Origin of the sequence: Spirosoma soli (genome assembly GCF_042684525.1) — a bacterium.
In the GTDB taxonomy this organism is placed as follows: domain Bacteria; phylum Bacteroidota; class Bacteroidia; order Cytophagales; family Spirosomataceae; genus Spirosoma; species Spirosoma soli.
The window spans coordinates 15,327-41,638 of record NZ_JBHULN010000006.1 but is presented as its reverse complement, the minus strand read 5'-3'; the positions used below and the strand labels follow the sequence as shown (position 1 = coordinate 41,638).

The following is a 26,312-nucleotide window of genomic DNA, read 5'->3' as shown; positions in this document are numbered from 1 at the left end:
ACGTTCCAAAACTATAAATTGCCTTTTTTCATTTCCTTCACAGCAAAGTCAGCTGCGCGAGCGGTCAACGCCATGTAGGTCAATGAAGGGTTTACGCATGAAGCCGATGTCATACAGGCTCCGTCTGTATTAAAGACGTTTTTAACCGCATGAATCTGGTTATGTGCGTTTAACACCGATGTTTTTGGATCACGCCCCATACGAGCCGTTCCCATCTCGTGAATACCGATACCAGGGTGCTTCGATTCGTCGTTATACGCGGTTACATTCTTCAGGCCAGCGGCTTCTAGCATTTCAGCAGCATCGTTCATCATGTCCTTCCGCATTTTCTTCTCGTTCTCGCCATAAGCAGCATCGAACACAATCAGTGGTAGACCCCATTTATCTTTTTGATCGGGCGAGAGGGTCATGCGGTTGTTTGGATCAGCGATCATCTCGCCAAAGCCCCCCAGACTCATCGTCCATGGTCCTGGTGTGGTTAGGCTTTCTTTGAAGTCAGCTCCAAAACCATCCACGCCATTACCCCGGTTCCAACCACCACGACCAGCTCCACCCTGATAGCCGAAACCACGTACATAGTCGCGTTTGTCACCGCCCCAGTTCCGATAACGTGGCACGTAAACCCCGTTTGCACGGCGACCGTAATAGTACTGATCTTCCATGCCTTCAAACGTTCCGGAAGCACCCACGGCCAGGTGGTGATCCATGATGTTGCGGCCTAACTGGTCAGAATCGTTACCCATTCCGTTGGGGAACCGGCTTGACTTTGAATTCATCAGGATCGACGTACTGGCAAAAGCGGACGCGTTCAGGAAGATAATTCGGGCGAAATACTCTCGAACTTCTTTCGTGTTCTGATCGATTACCCGAACGCCCGTTGCTTTCCCTTTTTTCTCGTCATACAGCACTTCGGCTACAATCGAATCAGGAAGCAAGGTTAGTTTACCCGTTTTAACGGCAGCTGGCAACGTAGCCGCCTGCGTGCTGAAGTAAGCACCATACGGACAGCCGCGCATACATTGGTTCCGATACTGACAGGCTGCCCGGCCGAGGTCATAGTGTTGCTGCTTAGGCTGGGTCAAGTGGGCCGTGCGTCCGATGGTGACAACCCGTGACGGGAAAGCTTTCTCAATCCGTTTTTTCGCTTCTTTTTCGACGCAGTTCAGCTGCATTGGCGGCAGGAAGTTACCATCGGGCAGTACGTCGATACCGTCTTTGTTACCCGAAACGCCGACAAACCCTTCTACGTATGTGTACCAGGGAGCCAGGTCTTCGTAACGGATCGGCCAGTCGACACCAATGCCTTCTTTGGCATTGGCCATGAAATCTTCTTTATTCCAGCGGTAGCTCTGCCGTCCCCACATTAACGAACGACCGCCAACGTGGTAACCACGAATCCAGTCTACTTTTCGTTTTTCGAGGTAAGGGTTTTCTTTATCGTTTTCAAAGTGGTGGCGCCATTCTTCATTGGCGGTATAGCCGGTCCGCATGTTAGCCCAATACTCTTCGGCGGCTAACGTCGTAATACGCCCCCGGTGCGGAAAATCCCATGGGTTGTTAGTTGCGGTTACGTAACCTTCAATGTGCTTAATGTCACGACCACGTTCCAACATTAAAACTTTTAAGCCTTTTTGGGTTAGCTCTTTGGCTGCCCAACCGCCCGAAATACCTGACCCGACGACGATAGCGTCGTAAGTCATATCTTTTTTTGCGTCTATATTGAGATTCATTCTTATAAGAAGTTATAAAGTTATAGGGTTATAAAGTTGTAGAGTTGACTTGTCACTTTGTGAGCTGCGTTATAACTCTGTAACTTTATAACCAGACAACTTTTGTTAGATGGCCCATGCCTTTTGACCGGGTTTGAGAGGTACACAACCGTCGTAGCGGCCTGGAACGGCTACGTATTCAAGAGCTTGCGTACAGCCAATTTCCGAAGTAAAGTAACCGGTCAGCGTTAAGTCCTTCAGCATAGTAAAGAAAGGAGTCGCATTGCGTTTCTTGGCTTCGGGCATTTGCAGGTCAGCCTGAGAGTTTTCCACTTTTGCAGCAGCCCGTTCAGCAGCCATTTTGGCTCTTTGCTCTTTAGCATCTGCTTCGAGCTTTTTCACAATCTCGATACGCTGGGTAGGATCAAGCTGCACAAACGCCTTTCCGTAGGCATCCTGACTCAGCTTATTCGTCTGGGCTAGTCCCTCCACAAAGCGTTTTTGGTCGTCCTCTTTGTAGCAATCTTTTAAAATAACGTCAATAACCTCATTAACCTTAGCGGCTTTCGCACCCGGCGTACTGGTCGTCGGTATAATGGTATCAGCTAATTCGGCAACAGTTGCATCCTGGTCGGCCGTAAAAAAAACGGGCTTACCGGTGAGGGTACGCCGTGCGGCTGAGGCTTCGAGCGTGTCGGCCAGCGCAGGCAACGACATTGTTGCACCAGCCAGCGCGGCCACCCGCATGAGGGCGTCTCTTCTGTTCATATGCGTAGAGCGAGTTATACTTTCAGTTAGAACGATGTAAGGAACTACAAATGTATAAAAATCAGGGACTGAATAGGAGGATTAGGAGATGAATTATTACTGAATCAGCAACTCTCGTAGCAAACTTACGGGCGGCATACCGTGATCCAGCACCTGATCATGAAATGTCTTGAGATTAAATGACTTACCTTGTTTCTGTTGAAGTTCACTACGCAAGGCTAATAGCTGCAATTTTCCGAGCGAGTAAGACAGATAGCCGGGGTCGAAACTACCCCGCCGGGCCTCCTCGAAAGCGGGCTTCTCTTCGTAATAGCAGTTGTCCATGATGAACCTCGTTGCCTGTGCTACGGTCCAGTTATTGGTGTGCTCCTGAATCGAACAGACTAGCCGACAATAGCGCAGCATTGACTCCGACAACTGAGCCATTTTATATTTTGCTTTAGTGACCGCGTCTCCACCTTGTCCAAATCCCTGTTCCAACATCATCTGTTCGGTATAATGCGCCCAACCTTCAACGAATGCATAGCTCGAAAACATTTTTTTGACTCGGCTGACCTTCGACGCATTAAGGTGAAGAAATTGAACGTAATGGCCGGGATAAGCCTCGTGAATGGAAATAATTTCGGTCACGTATCGGTTAAAGAGCGTTAACCATTCTTGCTGTTGCTTAGGCGTCCATTCCTTTTTGGGGGGTGTAACGTAGTAGTAAGCTTCTGAAGCCGCTGGTTTCTCGAAGGGCCCTGGGGTGTTCATCGCTGCGGTAGCCCCAACCATAAATTCCGGCGTTTTGGTGATGGTAGCCCGCACCTCCGACGGAACGGTGACGATCTGCTTGTCAATCAAAAACTGCCGAATGGCTTCGCACTGGTTCCGTGTTGCCGAAAGCAAGCTGTCAGCGGTTGGGTGCTCGTCCTGAATCATTTTGAAAACCTGGGCGGGCGTCTTGGTGGGATCGATCACTTTAGCAGCGGCAGCGAACTCAGCTTTTTCGCGAGTTAGCTGCATCATGCCTATTTGCAGCAGACTGTCCGGATCAGCCGTTAGCCACTCGTTATAAAGCAGCATTTTGCGGTAGTTATCAGCCCCAATGGCGAACGAACCTTTCGCTTTCGGGAGCAGCGACTTAGCTAAGTAGTCGGCGAAGGCATTCGTGGCATCGGCTCCTTGTTTAAGAGCCGTTTTTAATTCGTCCTGCACCTTTGGGTCGGATAGATTCGCAAAAGCCTTCGGAATGTCATTCTGCATGTAGTCAGCCGATCCACGTAATCCCTCGATGGCCACGTCTACGTACTCGCGGGGTGGGTTCTGGCTAAGGTTCTGCCGGGCCGCGGCATAATAGGCCGGTAACTGACGGGTAATCGCAATTACGGATCGGGCGCGCTCTACGGGTGGGGCAAAATTCCGCTCGATATACGAACTAAGGTTGACCGAGTAGGTCATGGGATTTTCGTATACCTTTCTATCAACGATGGAATGAATGTCTGATTTGATACTCGCGGTTAGCAGTTTATAATCAATCTTATCATCGAGTGACAGTTTCGTTGTATCGAGTTTGGCAAATGTCGAATCATACTGCCGAAGTTGGCTCAGCCGACGGGCAATCGTATCGGCTGTCGGAATGATTAGCTTTCCGTCGTAGTCGTGGATACCCAGATAAACTGCCGTTCCTGGGTTGTTCGCCAGATACACATCAACGTATTCGTCGGCTAGTTTGGGAAAGTTATTTGGTTTGGAGCCAGGTTTTTGGCAATTAGTTAGCCCAACGCTGAGGGCGATCAGGAGTAGAGTTTGTTTTTTCATGCAAAGTCCGAATCAGACAGGTAAACTACATGAAAAAACGATGTAATGGGCAAACTAGAGCAAGTTTCGTTATGACTTACAACAAGTTAGCCGTCGGAGTGCCCATTCGCCAGACGGCTAACCTGCTAATATATTATTTCACGGGCGCTTTCAACGTTACAAAATAAACGCGGTTCTTATCAACGGTATTGGTCGCCGGTAATATCTTTTGAACATACGTGCCGACGCCGGTTACGCCAAAGTCATCGTCGTTGGCAATAGCCAATAGCGTTGGGTTTATAAGCGCCATACCCTCAGCTTTGTCGTGTGGATAAACGGGGGTAATCTCCGTTGCCATATCCAACACCAACGTTTTGCTTACTGGTACAATACCATTAGTCTGAAGCGCAGCCGCTGTTTTAAGCTCTTCAACGGTTTTACCACTGTAAAGCTTGCCAGTAGCTCCGTTAGCCGGGTCAGAGATGTCGGTAGCTCCGGCTAAATCGATCTTGTAAACGCGCTTGAATATTGTGTTCTTGTTGGCGTCGGTGCCGTATTCGCCATCGCGTTCCAGTACCAGAAACGTAGTGTTGGTAATTGCCGTAATCTCGCTATTTGCCTGTAGGTTGGCTCGTTCAATCAGATACACGTACTCTTTGGTGGCCCCGGTTGCAATGTCAAACGTCAGAACCCGTGTCACCAACGATCCCGACACGGCCGCTGCTGAAGGATTGTAGAGCGGGAATTGCATGATGCCTACCAGCGTTTTGCCATCGGGCGTAATGGTTAATCCTTCCATGCCACGATTGGCCCGACGCGTCGCATACACCAATGGAATTTTACGCCCACCCGTGCCCGTGCCGAATGGGTTAATCCGCTCAATGGTCTGTCCATTAGCATCGAAGTGAACAATATGCGGACCGTATTCGTCACTCACCCAAAAGGTACCGTCTGGAGCTACCGCTAACCCTTCTGAGTCTAACCCATCTGTGCTGGTAGCCAACGTATTACCGGCCACATCGAAAGCTGTTTCGCCCGTGCCGCCCTGATTAGCTGGATTTGGTAGCCCGTTCAGCTTTCCTCCTGTACTATTTTTAAGCTCAATGATTTTCTCCAGAATCATCTGGCCATTTTTGACCCGGAACTTACCAATCTGCGGGGCAAAATTAGGGACAGCAAACACCTTGGAATTGGTGACAGTGCCATCAATGTTTGGTCCCCGGTCGGTGAGCAGGAAAAAAGCGCCGGGATCATTTGGGTCAGCAGCAATGGCAGAGCCAAAGCCGCCATTAAAAACCTGCACACCATTGACATTGGCCAATACAGCGGGCTGAAACGTACCGGGATTCGTGGCATCAACTACGGCAGGTAAGCCTACAACAGAGGTTAACCGATGATCCTCGCAGGCAGTAGTAAATAAGGCAACAGCTGTAGTAAGGCTTACAGCACTTAGTAGAGATAAACGATTCATGCGGAGTGTTGGAGAGATAAGAAACCGCAAAATTCGCTGCCCTGTGTTACCTCACTGTGAAGTTGAACAACCTGATTATTAATCAATTGTTAAGATTTCCCGGATAAACCACCTGTTTCCCCAGATTTAGGAATGTACTGATTAGCTCGTTTGTTCTGTTCAGCCAAAGTAACTATCTCCATAATCCGTTTAGCCCGCGTTTGCGCAGTTTTTGCATTGAGTAGCCATTCGAGAATACCTCGCTTGGCAGATCGCGGAAAGGCATCGAAATAACTCTTCGCCGTCGGATTGACGTCTAGCTGGGCTTGCAAATCTGGTGGATTAATCAAATTCTCGACATCATCCAGTGCTGCCCAGGTCCCGGTTCGTTTGGCAAGGTCAATCATGGCCTGTCCTGCTTCGGTCATCAGACCGGCCTGAGTCAATCGCTCAACTTTGTTTTTATTGACCCGGCTCCAGTTACTCTTCGGATTACGTTTAGCAAAGAATTGCAAGCGGTATTCGTCGTCGCCTTTCTTCACCGAACTGTCGATCCAGCCAAAACACAGCGCTTCATCCACAGCCTCGTCGTAAGTCACGCTGGGCGTTGAACTGTTTTTCTTGTAGAGTTTAAGCCAGACGCTTTTCTCAATTGCGTGATGATCCGCGAGCCATTGCCGCCAGGCGGCCCGGCTTTCCGCGTAGATAGCGTTAGGGGTTTGCATAAACTGCTCTTTATGCAAACCTAACAAACGCAATGGGTTATGTAAAGTGGAGGCTAGCCGAAAGCCTAATAGACCTGAGTGCTTCTAACTCACAAGTAGCGAATCAACCGCCCGATGAGCAATTGACATAGAGCAATGCATTTACACCAGCTAGCGACTCAAATCAAGCACGTGCTGTAATATCCCCAACAGTTGAGGCAGATTCTGAATAGAATATCGTTCGCTATCAATCGTTACGATAGAATCAGTCAATTGTAGCGCCACCCATTCGTAACCACTGGTACAAAAACCATACATCATCTCTACTGGCTGCCCGTGATTTTGGTTGAAGATGCGGGCACCGCATAGCTGAGCAGCCGCCTGCGCCAGCGAACGGGGATTCTCAATGTCGCCCCGTTTGGCTTCTGTAATGGTCAGGATCGGGGCTTGTAACTCTACCGCACCTGGTGTTTTTGTAAAAATGAAATCACATTCTCCATTTAATCCCCGCTGGCGATCTGCTTCGAGGTTTTCACCCGAGAAAAGCTCGACCAAGTCGGCATTGCGAATCTTTATCTCTCGTAGTACCGGAAACACCAACGCTTCAGAGACCGCTTTCTCTGTCGTCAACGGAGTTGTCCGAGCCAGGCGGATTGATTCCAACAGAAAAGCAGATGGCTCCACCAATGCCGGTTTAGCCGAAAACAACGGCCCCGTCGTTTGACGAATGCCAAACTGCTGGCTTAGGTCGGCAAAGCGGAAGTTACGGTAAGCCATCGGAGTCCCCCTTTATGGTTTGAAACGTAAAAGTACGACGGACAGCGTGAAACAGCTACACCGCCCTTAACTCCTGCACCGCCAGCCAGCTCATTAAGCCCGCGCCGGTTTCTAAAGCCGACTCGTCGATGTCGAAGGTGGGGGTGTGAACGCCCGAAACGATGCCCCGCGCTTCGTTGCGCGTACCGAGCCGGTAGAAGCAGGAGTCAACAACCTGCGAGTAGAAAGCAAAGTCTTCGCCCGCCATCCAGAGGTCCAGATCAACAACGTTGTCGACGCCCATGTAATCAACGGCCTGAGCGCGTAGTCGCCGGGTTAGCTCAGGATGATTCTGAAGATAAGGGTAGCCGTGCACAATCTCAAACTCGCAGGAACCGCCCATGGCTTCGGCCATACTTTCGGCCATTTTAACCATGCGTCGTTTGCCTTCGGCCCGCCATTCTTCGTTCATACACCGGAACGTGCCCTGAATGGTCACTTCATTGGGAATAACGTTCGTTACGCCATCGGCAATGAACCGGCCAAACGATAACACCGACGGGCTGGCCGGGGGTCGGTTGCGGCTGATGATCTGCTGCAAGGCCACAATGATATGCGATGCAATCAACACCGGATCGACAAGGTTGTCGGGCATAGCCGCGTGTCCACCTTTGCCGCGTACGGTCAAGTACAGTTCGTCGGTGCTGGCCATGTACATGCCTTCCCGGAAGCCAATTTTACCCACCGGAATATTTGGTGCTACATGCTGGCCAATCATGCTCACAGGAGCCGGATTCTGCAGAACGCCCTCCTTGATCATCAGCGACGCACCGCCAGGAGCTTTCTCCTCGCCGGGCTGGAACACCAGCTTTATCGTACCGTCGAACTGGTCGCGCAGCACATGCAGAATGCGCGCCACACCTAACAAGCTAGCCGTGTGCGCGTCGTGCCCGCAGGCATGCATCACGCCATCAATGGTTGATTTATAAGGAACGTCGTTGGCTTCGTGAATGGGCAGCGCGTCCATATCCGCCCGTAAACCAACGATTCTGCTATTGGGACTGCGGCCTTCGATGACAGCTACCAAACCCGTATCGGCCACACCTTCCTGGGGAGTTATCCCAATGGCTTTCAGCTGGCCGGCGACAAACTGAGCCGTGTTTCGCTCGTGAAACGAAAGTTCGGGATGCGCGTGCAGGTGCCGACGGGTTTGAACAATATCAGCCGCGTACTGCCGGGCGAGAGATTTAATGGATTCAAGCATAAAAGTAGCCTGGACGGCCACGTCCGGGTGTTAATTGCTGATGCTCGCTACCCGAACGTGGCCGTCCAGGCTACGGCAAACTACTGTGTTGTTATAAACTGATAATCGCTGACAACCGTTTCCAGAAACGCCCGGCTCGACAAACTACTTTGAATACCAGTCACATCTTTAATCCGATCAGCGGTACGCCTTAATACATCTTCGTCGTTTCGTCGTAGCACTTCACGGACTACATTGATATCACGGTCGTTCAGCAAACGTACGTCAGGAAATTGAACAACGTAGTTTTCAGCTATAGGCCGTGCTATCACATCGTCTAAGGAAACCGCGGGCTTAAGCCGAACGACGGTTGTTCCGGCAGCAATATCGCCTAAGCGTTGTCCTTTCCCATTAACGGCTATGGTAATAATAGGAATGATACCACCCAAAAATAGTCCCGTTTCCACAATTCGTAATAACCAACGAATCAGATACGCGCCTAAGTCGGGCGGTGAGCCATCGAGTTTGACCACGCGGATACCCATTGCGATTTTCCCGAGGCTACGGCCGTTCAACAACGACTCACAAAGCAGGTCATAAAATATGACGGGCAGTATAACAAATGCGCTATAAAATCGCCCACCGGGTATGCCTAGTCCTGCGGGTAGCGCTATCATAAACAGGAACCAACCAAAAAAAACCAGGTAATCAAGCAGTGTAGCCAGAATACGTTCGCCGAGGCTGGCGGGTTCATACTCTACCAATACATTCTGGGAAGTGCGAATAGCAACGGCCATGAAACAGGGGGTCAGTCGATCAATTAATCAGTCAATTTGGGCCCTATGACTGACTGTTTTCAAAATTAGTATGAAGACGCTTTGCCGTTAGCACAATAATCGCCAAATTTTGACTTTTCGTAGTTTGATGCTACGTACTAGCTAGCCAATTTACGCCTTTATCAACTGAATACATGCGTGAAGCCCTTTTTGTTAAGCGCAATACCGACAAATGGAAAGACATCGAACAAAGTCTGAAGCCAGGAACGCCCCGGCCCGACCCCGATGAGTTGACCGACCGCTTTGTTGAATTGACCGACGATCTATCGTATGCCCGAACGTTTTACCCTGACTCAAACGTAACGCGCTACCTCAATGGCTTAACCGCGCAGGTTCACCGTGGCCTCATGCAGAACCGACGCGAAGAACGAGGACGATTCATTACGTTCTGGAAATATGAATTGCCGGCTTTGTTTTTGCAGTCGCACCGGTTACTTGCCGTTTCAGCGGGCATCTTTCTGGTGGCGGGTATCCTGGGCTGGGTATCAGCCGCGCACGACAATACGTTCGTGCGGTTAATTCTGGGCGATCAGTACGTGAACATGACGCTCGAGAATATCAAGAAAGGTGATCCCCTGGGCGTTTACAATAGTAGCGATCAGGCAACGATGTTTGTTCAGATCACGCTTAACAACATCTATGTTGCTTTCCGAACATTTGTGTTTGGGCTGTTTGCGTCTTTTGGTACTATGGCGATGCTGTTCTACAACGGCGTTATGCTCGGCTCCTTTCAATACTTCTTTTACGAACGTGGCCTACTGCTCGACTCTATCCTGAAAATCTGGATTCACGGCACGCTCGAAATATCAGCCATTGTCATTGCGGGCTGCGCGGGCCTGACCGTCGGTAATAGCCTGCTGTTTCCGGGCACCTACTCGCGACTGGAGTCGTTCAAGCGCGGTATCAAGCAAGGGCTAAAAATTGCTATTGGCTTAGTACCTATTTTTATCACAGCCGGCTTTCTGGAGAGCTTCATCACCCGTTTAACCTTGCCTCCGCTGGTCAGTGGCACTATAATTTTACTGTCAGCCGCTTTCATTATCTGGTATTTTATCCTTTACCCAATTCAATTAAACCGTCGTCAAAAGGTATGATTAATCTATATCAGCAACGTGACTTTGGCAATAAAATCAACGTTACGTTTCAGTACGTTACCGAGAACTTCCGCAGTTTCGGTCTGTCGCTTCTTTACATTGTCGGCCCTGTTGCGCTGGTAGCCGGTATTGCGTCGGGCGTTCTTCAGTCGAATCTACTGAACCTGGCGAAAACGTCGGCAGATTCGGGTGGAGCACAAAACCCGATGGCCGTTTTTCAACTCATGCAAAACATGTTTTCTCCCTCATTCTGGCTAACCATATTCTTTGGGATATTAGCCATTTTGGTGGTGAGCTTAACGACCTATACACACATGAAGGTGTATGCCCGTAAGAATGGTGAGTTTGTAACCGTGGCGGAGGTTTGGGAGGAGATGCAGCCGGTTATTGGTAGAGGTCTTGTTATTTCTATACTGGGCTCAATCATTACGGGGGTTGGCTTTCTGTTTTTCGTCATACCGGGTATTTACGTAGCCATCGTACTTGTGCTGGCCTTAGCGGTCACCACGTTTGAAGGAACTGACTTCGGCCGGACCTGGGATCGATGTTTCAAACTGATTCGCGACAAATGGTGGTCAACGTTCGGTTTGGTGCTCGTCATGGGCCTCATCTCCGGTCTGATTGGTTTGATTTTTACGTTACCCGCCGGTATCATCAGTTTTCTGGTCAGCGCTAAGTTGCTACCCGATGTATCAAACGTTTGGGTTGTGCTGGGTAATGTAATCGGCACGGTTGGCGGCACCTTGCTGCGCAGTTTGATTTATGTGGCGATTGGTTTTCAATACACAAACTTAGTAGAGCGGCAGGAAGGACGTGGGCTGATGTCGGCCATTGACTCAATCGGCACCGCGCCCACCCGACCCCGCGCTACGGACGAAGGCGACTATTGATTATCAATTTATGACGTTTGACACACGATTTAATTGGCGGCAGTTACGTTTGTTCGGCTTTTTTTGCCTGCTGATACAGCTGGCGAGCGGCCCCTGCTTAACCTACGCCCAAACTAAACCCGCATCCGTAACCGCCCGCGACGATCGCTCAGCGGTGCGGATACGGTATCCGATGCCTGAGCAACTCAGGGACTTGCAGAACGACCGAGACTATCAGTACGGTCGCGATGTGCCGCCACCCGAGAATCCGCTGGCGCGATTTTTCAGCTACCTTTACCGCCGACTCATGGAGTTCCTGGCAAGTGAAGCTTACCAGAATTTTTGGCAGTACGTTATTCTGGCCGCCATTGCCGGATTAGTGATCTACTTATTGGCTAAAGCTGAAGTCCTAGGGTTCATATTTCCTAAAAAAGCCCAGACCACCGGATTGGATTACGAGCATCTGGCCGAAAACATCCACGAAATAGATTTTGATACAGCTATTGATGAGGCTGTGAGCCAGCAAAGCTTCCGGCTGGCGGTCCGACTGTTGTACTTACAAACCCTTAAACGCCTAACTGATGCTGGTCTGATTGGCTATAAACCAGATAAGACAAACCGGCAGTACGTTTACGAACTCGCCAGTCTACCGATTCAGCCGGGGTTTGAAAATCTGACGCGGCAGTTTGAGTTTGTGTGGTATGGCGATTTTCCCGTCGACGATGCCAGCTTCGCTCACGTTCGGCAGCAGTTTCGTGATTTCGCGACCCTCATCGGGCGTCAACCCAAACCCGTAAACTGAATTAGTTTTGGTCAAAGCCAATAAATACCTGCTGATATTGCTCGTCACGGTAACGACCTATGTGCTCTTTGAGTACTATCGGCCGAAGCCCATTGACTGGTCGCCCACCTACGAAAACGACGACAAGATTCCGTTCGGGACCCAGGCGCTGTTTGAGTTGCTACCGGGTGTGATGCAGCAGTCAGCCGTGAAAACGGTTCGGTTACCCGTATACAACTTCTTAACCGAAACCAAACTACCTAACCGAAGCAATTACATTGTTGTATGCCGTGACTTCAATATCGACCGCAACGACCAGCGCCTGTTACTGCGCTACGTTCAGCGAGGCAATAACGCCTTGATTTCAGCGTATGATCTGCCCGACTCTCTTGGCGCGGTACTCGGCTTTAAGGCTGACGTGAAAGAACCGACGCAGGCCGATACGACGCTACGCCAAAACTTTGTGAATCTGCAGTTGCGTACACCCACCGGTTACAATTTCTTTCACGATGATGGGCGCAACTTCTTATCAATTAAAAAGTCCGCGAACATAACGGTGTTAGGTCGGAACGCTCGCCAAGAGCCTGTTTTTATTAGGCTACAATACGGCAAGGGGCAGTTTTTTATTCATAATTTGCCGCTCGCTTTCACAAACTACTACGTTTTAGACGCCAAGACATCCGACTATGCGTTTAAAGCCCTCTCCTACCTGCCAGCGCTGCCCACTTACTGGGATGAGTATCAGAAACAGGGCCGGTTTGACGAAGACCAGCAATCGATTCTGCGGTACGTTCGTTCGCAGCCAGCGCTTAACTGGGCGTATTATTTAGTGGTATTTGGCCTGATTCTCTACGCCATTTTTGCGGGTAAGCGTACTCAGCGCATCATTCCAGTTATTGAGCCTCCCAAAAACACATCGCTCGATTTTGTAAAGACGGTTGGCCAGTTGTACTTTCAACAAGGCGACCACGACAACCTGGCCCGGAAAAAGATTCAATATTTCCTGGCCGAGCTCCGCGAACGGTACGGCTTAAACACAAATAGCTTAGACAAAGAATTTACGGAGACGCTAGCTCGCAAGAGTGGGACGTCGTTGCAGGAGACCGCAGAGTTAGTGCGCTTGTTGCGCGATACTCAGAAAAGCATTTCGCTATCGGAGTATGATTTATTGACATTGAACAAAGCAATTGAAAACTTTAAGTCTGAACTCAGATTGAGCAGATTTTAGGATTTACAGGATTTTGCTTTTCAAAGTAACGATTGGCAAAATCAGTTTAATCCATCAATCTGCTCAATCCCGGCCGCGTCGGCGGTCCGATCGACAACTAATTATGACACCTTTCGAATCTCGTATCGACCTTACTTCACTCACAACAGCCGTAGACGCCATACGTGCCGAAGTTGGCAAAGTAATCGTAGGGCAACACCAGACGGTTGACCTCCTGCTCGCGGCACTGCTCGCCGATGGCCACGTGCTCATCGAGGGCGTGCCGGGCGTTGCCAAAACATTGACGGCTAAGCTGCTCGCTAAAACCATGTCCGTAGGGTTTAGTCGTATTCAGTTTACGCCCGACCTAATGCCATCGGACGTGTTGGGTACGTCGATTTTCGTACCTAAAGAAGGAGACTTTGTCTTCAAGCAAGGGCCAATTTTCTCAAATTTGGTTTTGATTGACGAAATCAACCGCGCTCCGGCTAAAACGCAGGCGGCTCTGTTCGAGGTTATGGAAGAGCGTCAAGTGACCAACGACGGCACAACGTACCATCTCGACGAGCCATTCATGGTATTGGCAACGCAGAATCCCATTGAACAGGAAGGTACGTATCGCCTGCCCGAGGCCCAGTTAGACCGGTTTCTGTTCAAAATTGTGGTCGGTTATCCAGCCCTTACCGAAGAGGTTGACATTCTCCGGGGCCATCATCAACGCCGAAATCTTTCCGACGCCGTTGAGGCTGCTACCGCCGTATTGACAGGCGATCAATTAGCCTCGTTACGCAGCCAGGTACATCAGGTCCATGTGGAGGACAAACTGTTTGACTATATCGCTCAAATTGTGCAGTCTACCCGGGCCAATAAGTCGCTGTACCTGGGAGCTTCTCCTCGGGCGTCGGTCGCGATATTGAACAGTGCGAAGGCCCTTGCTACGTTGCGGGGACGCGACTTCATCACGCCGGAAGACGTGCAGGAGTTAGCCGCGCCTGTGCTGCGCCATCGGGTTCTGCTTACGCCCGAGCGGGAGATGGAAGGCGGCACTGCCGACGAAGTAATAGCCCAACTGGTTCAGAAAATCGAGGTACCCCGTTGAGCCATGAAGACGGTCGGCCTGTTGGTTTCCTTGGTTTTAAGCCTCGTTTACGTCCGTGGTCAATCGCCAACGCGTGAGCAGTTGATAGGCACGTGGATCGGCGTTCACACGGAATGGGATACCGACGTTACCTGCCCGCTACCGATCTACTTAAAACTAGAGACAGATAGTACGTATCACCTGGGAATGGTCGACGGCTCGGCCGCTGAGAAAGTGTCGACCTGGGCCGTTACAAACCGGGTTGTTCGCCTGGATACCATCCATTATGCTCCAAAGCTTGTTCAACGCCAAAACGACCTGTTACGGATTGGCGTCCACTATCCAATGGTATTCCGGCGGTTTCAGGATGTTGCCATTGACTCCGCCACTGCCTACAAACAACTTGCAGGGGGCATATGGCAATCGGATAGTTTGAGTATCCGTCTGTATACGAATGGACGAGTAAGCCTGGAAAATGTAAAGACCAAACAGCGTACGGCCCATTTCTGGCAATTATCGCGGTTTGGCACATCGGTGTTCCTGGTCATTAGCGGCAATTCATATAATCGGGATGGTGGCTATAAACCCCTTTGGCAAATCACTGGCCTATCCGCTGGTCAATTTCGGGCTGTTAGCCACAATGGCCGGGCTGCGGTGCCAGAAACGTTCCGGTTTGCCAGGAAGATACCTCTTGGCGACTCCTGCCAACCCAGCGGTTTTCAACCTTGCCACAACTGTTTTGCCCGTATGTGGCACGGTACGCTATTGAACTCGGATAAGAAGTACACGATAAAACAAATCTTGAATACGCACTTTCAACCTGTTAACAAACCAGGTCAGTCGGGTTTAGTACGCGTACGGTTTGTTATCAACTGCCAGGGCGAACGTGGGTTGTTTGAGGTAGCGGGATTTGATGACGACTATTGCCCAAGAACATTTGACCCGCAGATAGTCGATCAATTAGTACGCATATGCCGGGACTATATTCCAGCTAATTTGTCAAACTATTCATCCGATCAACTCATTGGCGAACCGCTGGATTCAGCTACTTCGCTCACCTTCAAGTTTAAAGATGGACGTTTAACTGATATTCTACCATGAAACGGTTGGTGTTTTTATCCTTATTATGTCCACTATCGGCGCTGGCTCAGACCGGCGAACAGTACTTAAAAGCCTATGAATCTACACTGGCCCTTAACCGCAAAGCTCCAACTATGCATTTTTTTGCCGTTAAACGTGAGCAAATTCGGCAAGATACAATGGCAGCTTCCGGCCCGGCTTATCGATTTAGGGGGTTAGATTATGTTCGGCGACAAGAGTACGAACAGGCGGCTTACTGGTTTGAGAAGACCGCCAATACGTTTCCCAAGGAACACGGTGCTATTGGCGAATTCTATATGTCGTTTCTGCACGACTATTCCCGCGCCTTGCAGCACCTGGATGCTTATGATGCGCTGACACCTAACTTCGATGATCTTATTAACAATAATCGGGTAAGCTACATACGCGGGTTAACGTACCGTTGCCTCGGCGATCATGACAAAGCGATTGAGCAGTTTTCGATTAGCATAGATCCACTCGAAGCAAAACATGGGGCGGAGTGGGTAAACTACCGCCATTTTGTTAGCCGGGCCGTCAGTTATATAGCGCCCCGTCAACCCGAGAAGGCGCTAGTAGACTTAGACAAGGCTATCAAAAATTTCAACCGGAGTGCGCTCGTTCAGTATTACCGTGGGCAGGCGCTACTGCAACTGAACCGCACTGCCGAAGCACGCACCGCCTTCCAGGATGCATCTTTCTTTTATAAAGCGTTACGTTACGAGAGAACAGGTAATTATCAGGAAGACGACTTCAACCCGATTGTCGAGTCGGAAATTGAGGATGCATTGACCAAACTTAAAAATTAAATTCGTTGAAATCGCTTCGTCCTCTCTTTGTCTCCACCCGCTTGTGGCTTGCGCTCATAGCATTCGTACTTCTATTTGTGGCGGCTTACGCGTTGCCCTTCCTCTTTCCATTAGTGCAGGTAGCCTTTGTTGTTCTCGTCATCCTCATTGGCGTAGATGGCTGGCTGTTATTTAGAACAAAGGCTGGGGTTTTCGCTCGTCGGGAGTTACCCGACCGACTATCGAACGGCGACCAGAATCCATTGGCTATTTACCTGGAGAATCGTTACGTTTTTCGGGCCGATGTTGAAGTCATTGATGAGATTCCTTTCCAGTTTCAACGACGCGATGTATTATTTCGAACGCAGCTTAGCCCACGCGAAACGCGAGCTATTGCCTATGAACTGCGGCCAACACGCCGGGGCGAATACAATTTCGGCGCCATCAACGTATTTGTATTAACGCCATTGGGCCTATTAAAACGCCGGTATCAGTTTGAACAGGGCAAGACCGTAGCGGTCTATCCGTCTTTCTTACAGATGCGGCAATACGAACTCCTCGCTGCGACTAATCGGCTCACTGAAGTAGGCGTAAAGCGAATCAGACGTATAGGCCAAAGCACAGAGTTTGAGCAGGTACGGCCTTACACAACCGGAGACGACATCCGGACGATTAACTGGAAAGCAACCGCCCGACGAACCGTGATGACCGACCGTGACCCGCGTGGCGCTTCGCTGATGATTAACGCCTACCAGGACGAGCGTTCCCAGCCGGTGTATTGCCTGATTGACAAAGGTCGGGTGATGCAATCGCCATTTGATGGTTTAACCCTGCTCGACTACGCCATCAATGCAAGTCTGGTACTGAGCAATATTGCTCTAATTAAACAGGATCGTGCAGGCATATTGACATTCTCCGACCACATTGGCCAACTTCTGCCCGCCGACCGACGTACAGGCCACATGCTCAAAATTCTAGAATTGTTATATCGCCAGAAGACGCGTTTCCTGGAAACGGATTATGAGAGTTTATACGCCAGTGTCCGGACGCACATTCGGCAGCGGAGTTTATTGCTGCTTTTTACAAACTTCGAGACAGTCAGCGCCATGCACAGGCAGTTACCTTACCTGCGCCGATTAGCCAAGGATCATTTGCTACTGGTTATTTTCTTCGAGAATACCGAATTGCGGAGCCTGCTCGATCAACCAGCGGCTGATACAGAGCAAATTTATTTAAAGACGATTGGTGAAAAGTTTACCTTCGAGAAAAAGCAGATTGTTAAAGAGTTGAGCCAGTATGGCATTCAAACCATTCTGACAGCTCCCCAAAACTTAACGGCCAATACAATCAATAAATACCTGGAGCTAAAGGCGCGGGGCATGATTTAATTTTCGTTTAACCCGCCTTTCACTGACTCATAATCCGATTTGATACGTCCCATTTCTTTGGCAAGAAAGGCTTGCAGCTGGCGATTGAATTCATCCTTTTCGTTTTCAGGTAAGGATGCATACAAGTCTTTTAACTCCTGATTAATGGCAGCCCGTTCGGCATCGTTAGCCGCATTGATCGAGCGATAATGAAATTTTCTAAAATCGTATTGCATTGCTATTTATTCTTCGGGCAGATTCGCGAAAATGTCGTTTAACCGCACCTGATATTCGTCAATTTTTATGTCTTCGTCGGGCTTTGAATAAGTTATCTCTAACCATGCATTAGCTTGTTCTGTTCGGCGGCATACCACAACCTCACGGTCGAACGGGTTGACAAAAACAATCTCCTGCACCGTATCCATCTTTTCATACTGTTGGCGTTTGGCCCCCAAGTCATAGGTAAGCGTGGACTTGGAAAGGATTTCGACAATCAGATATGGATTAGTGATGATAGATCGAGATTTCCCCTGATAAACCGGCTTTCCTTTGATGACCGATACATCACCATTGTAATGGCCTTTTTTCCCGTTTTTACGAATGCCTGCTACCCAAAACGTAAAAAGGCTTGCCAAGGTAAAAGCCTGTCAAAATATAATTTAGCTGGCTTACAAGTAACTCGTGAATAATGGTGGCCAGCCCCATGATGACGATATGACCGTTGTGGTACTCTGCGCGATGGTTTGTTTCGGCCAAAAACTCCTCGAACTCTTCCCACGTAACCGGAATAAGCAGTAACTAGTCCTCTTCCAGCATAGTCTCCTGGTCATCACTAAGCTTTATTTTATCCACAACCTGCATCGCCACCCTTTTTAGTAAAGATACGACAACCGCCTAAAAACTAAAAGAGCTCTCCTGCGCAGGAGAGCTCTGAATCTAGCTTGATGTTACTCACTGTTTTTCTAATTCCTGCTGGTCCCTGAGTCTGGCTCGTTGGACGCGTCCGGAAACTAGTATACTGACCTCATACAACATCGCCAACGGAAGCGCTACCAGAACCTGGCTGTAAATATCTGGAGAAGGCGTAATAATACCGGCCACTATTAAGATTACAATCCACGCGTGCTTTCGATACTCGCGCATGAACGCAGGCGTCAAAACGCCAACTTTCGAGAGAACAAACGCCACCATGGGCATCTGGAAAATAAGTGCACAACCCAGTGAAAGCGTTACCAGCGTGGAGATATACGATGTTATATCATACTGGTTCTTGATCTCCGGCGAAATCGTAAAATTAGCCAGGAAGTTGATAGCCAGGGGCGACACAATGAAGTAGCCAAACAATAGCCCCAGCATAAACAGGAATGAGACGTAGAATACGGCACCACGAGCCGCCTTTTTTTCTGTCGGCATCAAACCCGGTTTAATGAATCGCCATACTTCCCAGAACGCATACGGAAAGGCAAATGATAGACCAATGATCAGCGACGAAGTCATAGCCATGGTGAAGTTGTCAGCCATGCCGAGCGCCTGCAATTCAAAATTCAGCTTCTTCACGCACAGATCGGCATAACCGGTCATGTCTGCCAGCTTACACATCATGCGATACGTCCAGAAATCGGGACGTTTCGGGGCAAGAATCACTTTATCAAAGATCTCTTCGATGAACACGAAGGCGATGATGGCAAACACGAAAATGGAGCCTACAGCACGAATAATATGCCAACGAAGTTCCTCGAGATGGTCCAAAAAGGACATCTCTTTACCGTCAGCTTCAATCTCCTCGTCGGTCAGTTGGTCGAGTGGCATTGTATTGAGCGAAAGAATGAATGAGCGAAAGAGTGAGTTGATAGCAATGGCGTTCCATTCTTTCGCTCATTCGCTTTTTCACTCTTCCCGCAATTGGATAATTTAACTTTTATAAAGTGGAAACGCTTTCATCCACTCATTAATTTCTTCTTTAACGGTCGCCAGCGTTGCTTCGTCGTCGTGATGCATCAGCACCCGGTCGATATATACGACGATTTGCTCCATGTCCGATTCCTTCAAACCGCGGGTTGTCATCGCTGCCGTACCAACGCGCATGCCCGACGTAACCATTGGCGACTTATCATCAAAAGGCACCATGTTTTTATTAATCGTAATATCAGCTTTGATCAAGGTGTTTTCAGCCAGCTTTCCTGTCAGCCCTTTCGAACGTAGATCAATGAGCATCAGGTGATTATCGGTACCGCCCGAAATGATTGAGTAACCCCGGTCTGTAAATGCCTTAGCCATGGCTTGTGCATTAGCTTTCACCTGAACAGCGTAATCATAAAAATCGTCGGTTAAAGCCTCACCGAACGCTACCGCTTTAGCTGCGATAATGTGCTCCAACGGGCCACCCTGTGTGCCGGGGAAAACGCCGGAATCCAGCAGCGACGACATCAGACGCGTTTCGCCTTTTATGGTTTTGATACCGAATGGATTCTCGAAGTCGTTACGCATCATGATCATACCGCCCCGTGTACCACGTAATGTTTTATGCGTCGTGGTCGTAACGATGTGGGCGTGTGCCAGCGGATCGTTCAACAAGCCCTTGGCGATCAAGCCAGCCGGGTGCGAAACGTCAGCCAACAGCAGGGCGCCAACTTCATCGGCAATGGCCCGCAAACGCGCGTAATCCCAATCGCGGCTGTAGGCAGATGCACCGCAGATTAACATTTTGGGCCGTTCGCGCTTTGCCGTTTCTTCGACTACATCGTAATTGATAACCCCGGTTTCTTTTTCAACACCGTAAAACGTCGGCCGGAAATATTTACCTGAAATATTAACCGGCGACCCGTGCGTCAGGTGGCCACCGTGCGACAGGTCGAAGCCCAGTATGGTATCGCCAGGTTGCAGACAAGCCAGGAACACCGCCGTGTTGGCCTGCGCTCCCGAATGGGGTTGAACGTTGACCCAGGTTGCCCCGAAAAGCTCTTTTGCCCGATCGATGGCAATCTGCTCAATCTGGTCAACCACTTCGCAGCCGCCGTAGTAGCGTTTACCAGGTAGCCCTTCCGCGTATTTATTGGTCAAAACACTGCCAGCCGCTTCCATAACCTGGGGCGACACAAAATTTTCGGAGGCAATCAGTTCAATCCCTGACTCCTGGCGGTGTTGTTCTTTAGCGATTAAATCAAATACCTGCGTATCGCGGGCGGTGGTAGTCGCGGTCGTCATACTACGAGCGGTTTATGCGTTCGGTTGATTAGACGTTTGGCTATAGTATCAAATATACCAAACAATTACTAGACAAAGGTACGGCGGAAAATGATAGAATTGAGTACCGATTACAGAGAGTTAGTCAATTGAAATATGCACTTTTGTTCAGTAAAAAATGCCTTAACTTTTTCTGAATTTCGAGGCACTATATTCATTAAGGATACCACGTCGAAGAAGTAATTATGTTTGGACGAACGGGTTTTATTGAGTAGCACCACCACACTAGATTGCCTGGGTGGCGGGTCATTGGCGACACTTGGGAAGATAGCCAGTCTTACTACGACTGGCTATTCTCTTTTAGCCATCACCTGGTAGTTCAACGGTGTGGTTCCGGTATGCAATTTAAACTGGCGATGAAAGTGGGAACTATTGTTGAAGCCGCATTCGAGTCCTACCTGACCTACGCTCATGTCCTGACTGGCCAGTAATTTACGGGCATGGCTAATCCGAAGCTCATTTAAATAGTCGATAAATGATTTGCGGGTACGTTTCTTAAAGTATCGACAGAAAGCTGCGGGGACCATACCGGCTACCGACGCAATCTGTTCGACACGTATTTCCTCCCGAAAATTTACCAGCACAAACTCCAGCACTCGCTTCATCCGCTCGGTTTCCGCCATGCCCGGCGCCAGCTGGTACCCATCGCTAGCCAGCAAACGAGCCTGCGTATCCGCCGACAATTCGTGTAAAATCGCTAAAAGATTCAGCAGTTGTTTAAATCCTGACTGATTGGGTAGAGCTTCTAGCTGATCAGCCAAAAATTGACTCATTGGAAGGCCCAAACACAAACCATACCGCGATCGGTCGAGGAGCTGACGTATGGCCCCGGCTTCAGAAACGGTAGCTAAACCTTGCTCAACGAACGCTATGGGAAACTGGACAACAATGGATTCGACCCGACTCTTGGCTTCCCCTTTGTAGAAATCTTCGTCGCTACGCCAGAAATGAGGTAAGTTGGGGCCTAGCAGTACTAGATCACCAGCCTGAAATGATTCAACATGATCGCCGACGAATCGACGGCCATACCCTTTAACGATGTAAGTAAGTTCGTACTCTGGATGGTAGTGCCAGGGGGCATCGAAGTAAGGCAGACAGAAACGCCGAACTAATAGCGACTTCTGTGCATCAAATGGTAGTTTTTCGAACAGTGCCTTCATAAGATGCTTTATTTTAACAGGTGAAGGGGTCGACTACTCTAAAAATAGTCATAATAACACACATATTAGTAAAAACTGGTTCATTTTGCTCTAAACGAGTAATCTACATTTGTACAACTTATTCATAAACCTTAAGCCATAGATCAATTTAATTGACGTTCGCCCATGGAAGCTACCATCGAAAAACAAACCTTACTTAACGAATTAGCTCGTCCATATGAGCTCAATTCCGAAACCATCGCCTTCTACCAGAAAAATGGCTATGTGAAACTCAAGCACGTGCTGAGCCAAGAGGTTTTGAGTTATTACGGCGACATCATTACGGAGCTGGTTTTCCGGCTCAATACGCTTGTGAAACCGATGGAAGAGCGCACCACCTACGAGCGGGCGTTTTTGCAAATCATGAATCTTTGGCAGGAAGACGAGCAGGCTAAAGAATTCGTTTTCTCGAAGCGACTGGCTAAGATTGCCGCCGACTTGATGGAGGTTCAGGGTGTTCGTCTATATCACGATCAGGCGTTGTATAAAGAGCCATCGGGTGGCATTACGCCCTGGCACGCCGATCAATTTTATTGGCCGTTGACCTCACCGAATACCGTAACGGTTTGGATTCCCCTTCAGGAAACCCCTATGGAAATGGGTCCGTTGGCGTTTGCTGAAGGCAGTCAATCAGTGGAGATTAGCCGCGATATAGAAATTAGCGACGAAAGCGAGAAGATTCTGGCAGATACGTTGCAAAAGCAAAACTTTCCGCTAAACGACACGCCGTTTGCGCTGGGCGAAGTGAGCTATCATGCAGGCTGGACGTTTCACCGCGCCGGGCCAAACGTTTCGGACCGTCCCCGTAAGGTGATGACCATGATCTATATGGATAAGGACCAAACCGTTATGCAGCCCCGAAACTCGTTTCAGGTTGCCGATCATGCCAAGTGGCTTGGCAGCGTACCGGTTGGTAGTAAACCACAAGATACACTCAATCCCCTTCTTTTTAGTTATTAAATTCATGCAAACGCCGTCATTTGGGCTGACCTAGGGGCGACTGCTAAGGTTTGTTTATTGGCTGACGCTGGAAATGGAAATATTTTTGCAGTATTTCTGTTGTCCTAGCAAACCATCACTTACCCAAAGCGGTATGAAATCAATTTTCGCGCTGGCTGCGTGGCTGTTACTTAGCGTTGCAGCGTATGCTCAACTAGTTAAACCAGCGAGCTGGTCGTACAAACCGGCTAAATCTTCGGTTCAAATTGGCGATGTAGTAGAACTGCGCTTTACGGCGTCGATCAAGGACGGCTATCATATTTATTCGTCGCAGGTTAATCCTAAGATAGATGGCCCTTTACCCACAGTTATAAATTTTACGCCGAATGATACGTATCAACTGGTTGGGAAGCTTCAACCAGTCTCGAAGGTAGAAACCAAGTTTGAGGAAGTATTTGAGGGCGATGTCTATTTGATGCATGGCCCGGCACAGTTCGTTCAAAAAGTTAAGATCTTCAAAGCGGACCCTAGCATAACAGGAACCATTGAATATCAGGTCTGCACCGACAGCGACGGTCAATGTATTCCCGGCAATGACGAATTTTCAATAACAGGTATAGTTGCTAGGGCTCCAGCGGCTACTTCTTCAGTAGCCTCAGCTCCTCAGGCCAATTCTATTTCGGCCAAGCCAACGACCCAAAGTGCGGTTGCCTCGGTACCTACGACATCCTCAGCATCTACTACTGTTACAGAAGGAATTACTGAGCCGACCGTAAAAGAAGCGGTTAAAGCGCCAGAGAATGTACTTGATGCAGCCGCAATGGTGCCAGCAGAAAAGACTGATACGTCCATGATGGGCTTCATTGTCGCAGCGTTTCTCTCCGGCTTGTTAGCCTTGTTGACGCCTTGTGTATTCCCAATCATTCCGATGACGGTAAGTTTCTTCACCAACCAGTCAGGTGGCCGCTGGAAAGCGTTATTGTTTGGAGCTTCTATCATCGGCATTTATGTGCTTGTCGGTACGGTTGTGTCACGTATCAACGGGCCAGCTTTTGCCAATTTTGTCAGCACGCACTGGTTGCCTAACGTGCTATTTTTCGCGATTTTCTTTGTGTTTGGCCTATCATTCCTAGGGCTTTTCGAGATTGTGTTGCCCAGTTCGTTAGTGAACAGTGCTGACGCCCGTGCCGAACGTGGCGGCTTGGGTGGTGTCTTCTTTATGGCTTTTACGCTGGTGCTGGTTTCGTTTTCATGCACTGGCCCCATCGTCGGCAGCTTATTAGTAGCGTCAGCGGGTGGCGAAGTTGTAAAGCCAATTATTGGCATGACGGCTTTCTCCTCGGCATTTGCCGTTCCTTTTACGTTGTTTGCCGCTTTTCCGCAATGGCTCAAAAGTATGCCTAAGTCGGGTGGCTGGCTTAATTCCGTTAAAGTGGTTCTTGGCTTCTTAGAATTGGCGCTGGCGCTTAAATTCTTAAGCATTGCCGACCAGGTTTACCACTGGGGCCTACTCGACCGCGAAGTATTTCTTTCATTCTGGATCGTAATCTTCGCCCTTATTGGTTTTTACTTCTTAGGTAGAATCCGGCTCCCCCACGACAGCGAGACCAAAACTGTGAGCGTTCCCCGGCTACTATTAGCAATTTTTACATTCGCTTTTGTTGTGTATATGATTCCGGGCTTATGGGGTGCGCCACTAAAAGCATTAGCTGGCTATTTACCGCCAGAAACCTCGCAAGATTTCAACTTGACTAGCGCATCGTCGGCCAACAACCAGCCGTCCGTATCTACAGCAGCCATGTCGACAAGACGGCATGCGAACCTGTTTAAATTACCTCGCGGGTTAGAAGGCTTTTTCGACTACAAAGAAGCCCTCGCCTATGCTAAGCAAGTAAATAAACCGGTATTTATAGATTTCACAGGACATGGCTGTGTCAATTGCCGGGAGATGGAGCAACGCGTTTGGGCCGACCCGGCTGTTAAGTCGAGGTTACAAAACGACTTTGTTGTTGTAGCGCTGTACGTAGATGATAAAACGGAGTTACCTGAAAACGATTGGTATACGTCGACGTATGATGGTAAAGTCAAGAAAAGCATTGGTGCCCAGAACGCTGATTTACAGATCACTAAGTACAACAACAACGCTCAGCCGCACTATTGCCTAGTCAATAGCGAAGGAAAGTTACTAGTACCGCCCAAAAACTACGACCGCAGCGTCGAGAACTTTGTAGCCTTTTTGGATTCGGGTAAAGCAAAGTTTTGAGTAGCTCTGACAAGAACAGCCTTAGATAACAAAAACGCCGAAGCAGTCATTGCTTCGGCGTTTTTGTTATCTAATGATGAAAGTACTTTAAGCAGGGTTTTCTACCCGAACAGGTTGCGCCTGCACTAATTCAAGATCGGGTTTCGATTGGTCGGCCACGCTTACACGTCCTCGCTCTTTGCGAACGATACGTGAGAAAAGAGAGATTTCCTGGTCGAACAGGAAGCGGAAGAACAGCCGAACGAACGATGTATGGTATTTCAACGAATCGTAGTATTCAGGAGCTGTTTTCTTAATTTCTGGTAACCTGTTCCAGGGAATGGATGGAAAATCGTGGTGCTCATTATGGAAACCAACGTTCAGGTTGGGCACATTTAGTCGGCCATAGTAGCTATACGTTTCCTGCTCAGGGTCCAGGGTCAGGTAATGTTCCTGTATCCAGCGCGCGCCAAGGGGATGAAAACCTACGGAGAAGAACAGGCACAAGCCCATAAAAATCAAAGCTTTCCAGCCGAATAACACCACAACCAGGACATCAAAGGCCAGTTGAACAATGATGTTTGCCGCTACCCACTTGTCGATAACTGCCAGTTCCTTCATCCGAATGGTCCGTATGGCCTGGAAAATAGGGAAAAGCAGCAACCAGATCGCTTTGCCGATAGCATAGTTTTTTATCAGCTTAGCTTCGTACCAGTCGGGTAGGTCGGCATCTAATTCATGAACGCCCTGAAATGCGTGGTGCTTAATATGGAAGTTCTTAAATGACAGCGCCGTTGGAAAAACGGTGGGCAGGTTGGCCAAAATAGCCGCCCAGGCATTGGCCGCTGGTTTGCGAAAAATCAGATTATGAGCCGCTTCGTGAATGCAGACAAAGAGCGTATGCGCCGGAAATGCACCAATAAACCAGGCAGCGGCCACAACTACCCACCACGACTGATCACGTACCAGGTAGGCCATACCGGTTAGCAGGGCAACGCAGCCTATAATGACCCAGAAGGTAGTGGGGTTTTTCTCGCCAATTAGCTTTTTGATTTCGGGGTGAGCCTTCAGAATTTGCCGGGTACGAATACGGTGCGGCTCAGAAGCGTTTGAACGAACAAAATCAGTCAAAGTTGCCATAAGTGGATGTCGCCGGAACAAA

General features: G+C 49.1%; 24 protein-coding genes. 10 read left to right on the top strand and 14 right to left on the bottom strand.

Annotated elements, in window-relative coordinates; translation table 11 throughout:
• Positions 1–11: 11 nt before the first annotated feature.
• The 8 genes from ACFSUS_RS11435 to ACFSUS_RS11400 all read right to left on the bottom strand — a co-directional run bounded on the left by ACFSUS_RS11435 (position 12) and on the right by ACFSUS_RS11400 (position 9,206).
• Entirely contained in the window at positions 12–1,730 is a 1,719-nt protein-coding gene (locus tag ACFSUS_RS11435; RefSeq protein WP_381522611.1) for a GMC oxidoreductase, read from the bottom strand.
• 105 nt (positions 1,731–1,835) lie between these two features.
• Entirely contained in the window at positions 1,836–2,477 is a 642-nt protein-coding gene (locus tag ACFSUS_RS11430) for a gluconate 2-dehydrogenase subunit 3 family protein (protein WP_381522609.1), read from the bottom strand.
• A 96-nt stretch (positions 2,478–2,573) separates the two neighbouring features.
• Entirely contained in the window at positions 2,574–4,277 is a 1,704-nt protein-coding gene (locus ACFSUS_RS11425; protein WP_381522607.1) for a DUF885 domain-containing protein, read from the bottom strand.
• Positions 4,278–4,410: 133 nt separating this feature from the next.
• Complete coding sequence (locus ACFSUS_RS11420) at positions 4,411–5,727, bottom strand: esterase-like activity of phytase family protein (RefSeq protein ID WP_381522606.1); 1,317 nt, start codon at positions 5,725–5,727, stop codon at positions 4,411–4,413.
• A gap of 89 nt (positions 5,728–5,816) precedes the next feature.
• Entirely contained in the window at positions 5,817–6,431 is a 615-nt protein-coding gene (locus tag ACFSUS_RS11415) for a YdeI/OmpD-associated family protein (RefSeq protein WP_381522604.1), read from the bottom strand.
• A gap of 150 nt (positions 6,432–6,581) precedes the next feature.
• Positions 6,582–7,187 carry a hypothetical protein gene (locus ACFSUS_RS11410; protein ID WP_381522602.1) on the bottom strand — a complete coding sequence of 202 codons (606 nt, stop codon included), beginning with the start codon at positions 7,185–7,187 and terminating at the stop codon, positions 6,582–6,584.
• Positions 7,188–7,242: 55 nt separating this feature from the next.
• Complete coding sequence (locus tag ACFSUS_RS11405) at positions 7,243–8,430, bottom strand: M20 metallopeptidase family protein (protein ID WP_381522600.1); 1,188 nt, start codon at positions 8,428–8,430, stop codon at positions 7,243–7,245.
• Between the two features lie 80 nt (positions 8,431–8,510).
• The gene (locus ACFSUS_RS11400) at positions 8,511–9,206 is read right to left on the bottom strand and encodes an RDD family protein (protein WP_381522599.1); all 696 of its coding nucleotides are present in this window, start codon (positions 9,204–9,206) and stop codon (positions 8,511–8,513) included.
• 173 nt (positions 9,207–9,379) lie between these two features.
• Between ACFSUS_RS11400 and ACFSUS_RS11395 the strand changes: the two genes are divergently transcribed.
• From ACFSUS_RS11395 to ACFSUS_RS11360, 8 genes are all read left to right on the top strand, one after another.
• Positions 9,380–10,339 (top strand): stage II sporulation protein M, encoded by a 960-nt coding sequence (locus ACFSUS_RS11395; protein WP_381522597.1) that lies wholly within the window; start codon positions 9,380–9,382, stop codon positions 10,337–10,339.
• Positions 10,336–11,229 (top strand): hypothetical protein, encoded by an 894-nt coding sequence (locus ACFSUS_RS11390; RefSeq protein WP_381522596.1) that lies wholly within the window; start codon positions 10,336–10,338, stop codon positions 11,227–11,229. The genes ACFSUS_RS11395 and ACFSUS_RS11390 overlap by 4 nt, the downstream gene beginning before the upstream one ends.
• Before the next feature lie 10 nt (positions 11,230–11,239).
• Entirely contained in the window at positions 11,240–12,010 is a 771-nt protein-coding gene (locus ACFSUS_RS11385; protein ID WP_381522594.1) for a DUF4129 domain-containing protein, read from the top strand.
• A gap of 7 nt (positions 12,011–12,017) precedes the next feature.
• On the top strand, positions 12,018–13,217 hold the full coding sequence (locus ACFSUS_RS11380; RefSeq protein ID WP_381522593.1) for a DUF4350 domain-containing protein: 1,200 nt from the start codon (positions 12,018–12,020) through the stop codon (positions 13,215–13,217).
• A 103-nt stretch (positions 13,218–13,320) separates the two neighbouring features.
• Positions 13,321–14,295: an AAA family ATPase gene (locus tag ACFSUS_RS11375; protein WP_381522591.1), complete on the top strand. Its 975-nt coding sequence runs from the start codon at positions 13,321–13,323 to the stop codon at positions 14,293–14,295.
• A gap of 3 nt (positions 14,296–14,298) precedes the next feature.
• Complete coding sequence (locus ACFSUS_RS11370) at positions 14,299–15,375, top strand: hypothetical protein (protein ID WP_381522590.1); 1,077 nt, start codon at positions 14,299–14,301, stop codon at positions 15,373–15,375.
• Positions 15,372–16,181, top strand: a complete 810-nt coding sequence (locus ACFSUS_RS11365; protein WP_381522588.1) for a tetratricopeptide repeat protein — start codon at positions 15,372–15,374, stop codon at positions 16,179–16,181. The genes ACFSUS_RS11370 and ACFSUS_RS11365 overlap by 4 nt, the downstream gene beginning before the upstream one ends.
• A gap of 5 nt (positions 16,182–16,186) precedes the next feature.
• Entirely contained in the window at positions 16,187–17,548 is a 1,362-nt protein-coding gene (locus ACFSUS_RS11360) for a DUF58 domain-containing protein (protein WP_381522587.1), read from the top strand.
• Here the strand turns inward: ACFSUS_RS11360 and ACFSUS_RS11355 are convergent.
• The 5 genes from ACFSUS_RS11355 to ACFSUS_RS11335 form a co-directional block, all read right to left on the bottom strand.
• Positions 17,545–17,763: a hypothetical protein gene (locus tag ACFSUS_RS11355; RefSeq protein ID WP_381522585.1), complete on the bottom strand. Its 219-nt coding sequence runs from the start codon at positions 17,761–17,763 to the stop codon at positions 17,545–17,547. The genes ACFSUS_RS11360 and ACFSUS_RS11355 overlap by 4 nt on opposite strands.
• Positions 17,764–17,769: 6 nt before the next feature.
• A complete protein-coding gene (locus ACFSUS_RS11350; RefSeq protein ID WP_381522583.1) occupies positions 17,770–18,162 on the bottom strand; it encodes a Uma2 family endonuclease in 393 nt (130 codons plus the stop codon).
• A 316-nt stretch (positions 18,163–18,478) separates the two neighbouring features.
• Entirely contained in the window at positions 18,479–19,336 is an 858-nt protein-coding gene (gene tatC, locus ACFSUS_RS11345) for a twin-arginine translocase subunit TatC (RefSeq protein WP_381522581.1), read from the bottom strand.
• Positions 19,337–19,438: 102 nt separating this feature from the next.
• The gene (locus tag ACFSUS_RS11340; protein ID WP_381522578.1) at positions 19,439–20,731 is read right to left on the bottom strand and encodes a serine hydroxymethyltransferase; all 1,293 of its coding nucleotides are present in this window, start codon (positions 20,729–20,731) and stop codon (positions 19,439–19,441) included.
• A 329-nt stretch (positions 20,732–21,060) separates the two neighbouring features.
• Complete coding sequence (locus tag ACFSUS_RS11335; RefSeq protein WP_381522576.1) at positions 21,061–21,930, bottom strand: AraC family transcriptional regulator; 870 nt, start codon at positions 21,928–21,930, stop codon at positions 21,061–21,063.
• A 165-nt stretch (positions 21,931–22,095) separates the two neighbouring features.
• On the opposite strand from ACFSUS_RS11335, the gene ACFSUS_RS11330 reads away from it, so the two are divergent.
• Both ACFSUS_RS11330 and ACFSUS_RS11325 read left to right on the top strand, forming a co-directional pair.
• Positions 22,096–22,929 carry a phytanoyl-CoA dioxygenase family protein gene (locus ACFSUS_RS11330; RefSeq protein WP_381522575.1) on the top strand — a complete coding sequence of 278 codons (834 nt, stop codon included), beginning with the start codon at positions 22,096–22,098 and terminating at the stop codon, positions 22,927–22,929.
• A 133-nt stretch (positions 22,930–23,062) separates the two neighbouring features.
• On the top strand, positions 23,063–25,171 hold the full coding sequence (locus ACFSUS_RS11325) for a protein-disulfide reductase DsbD family protein (RefSeq protein ID WP_381522573.1): 2,109 nt from the start codon (positions 23,063–23,065) through the stop codon (positions 25,169–25,171).
• 87 nt (positions 25,172–25,258) lie between these two features.
• Here the strand turns inward: ACFSUS_RS11325 and ACFSUS_RS11320 are convergent, their stop codons facing one another.
• Entirely contained in the window at positions 25,259–26,290 is a 1,032-nt protein-coding gene (locus tag ACFSUS_RS11320; RefSeq protein WP_381522571.1) for a fatty acid desaturase, read from the bottom strand.
• Positions 26,291–26,312: the final 22 nt, after the last annotated feature.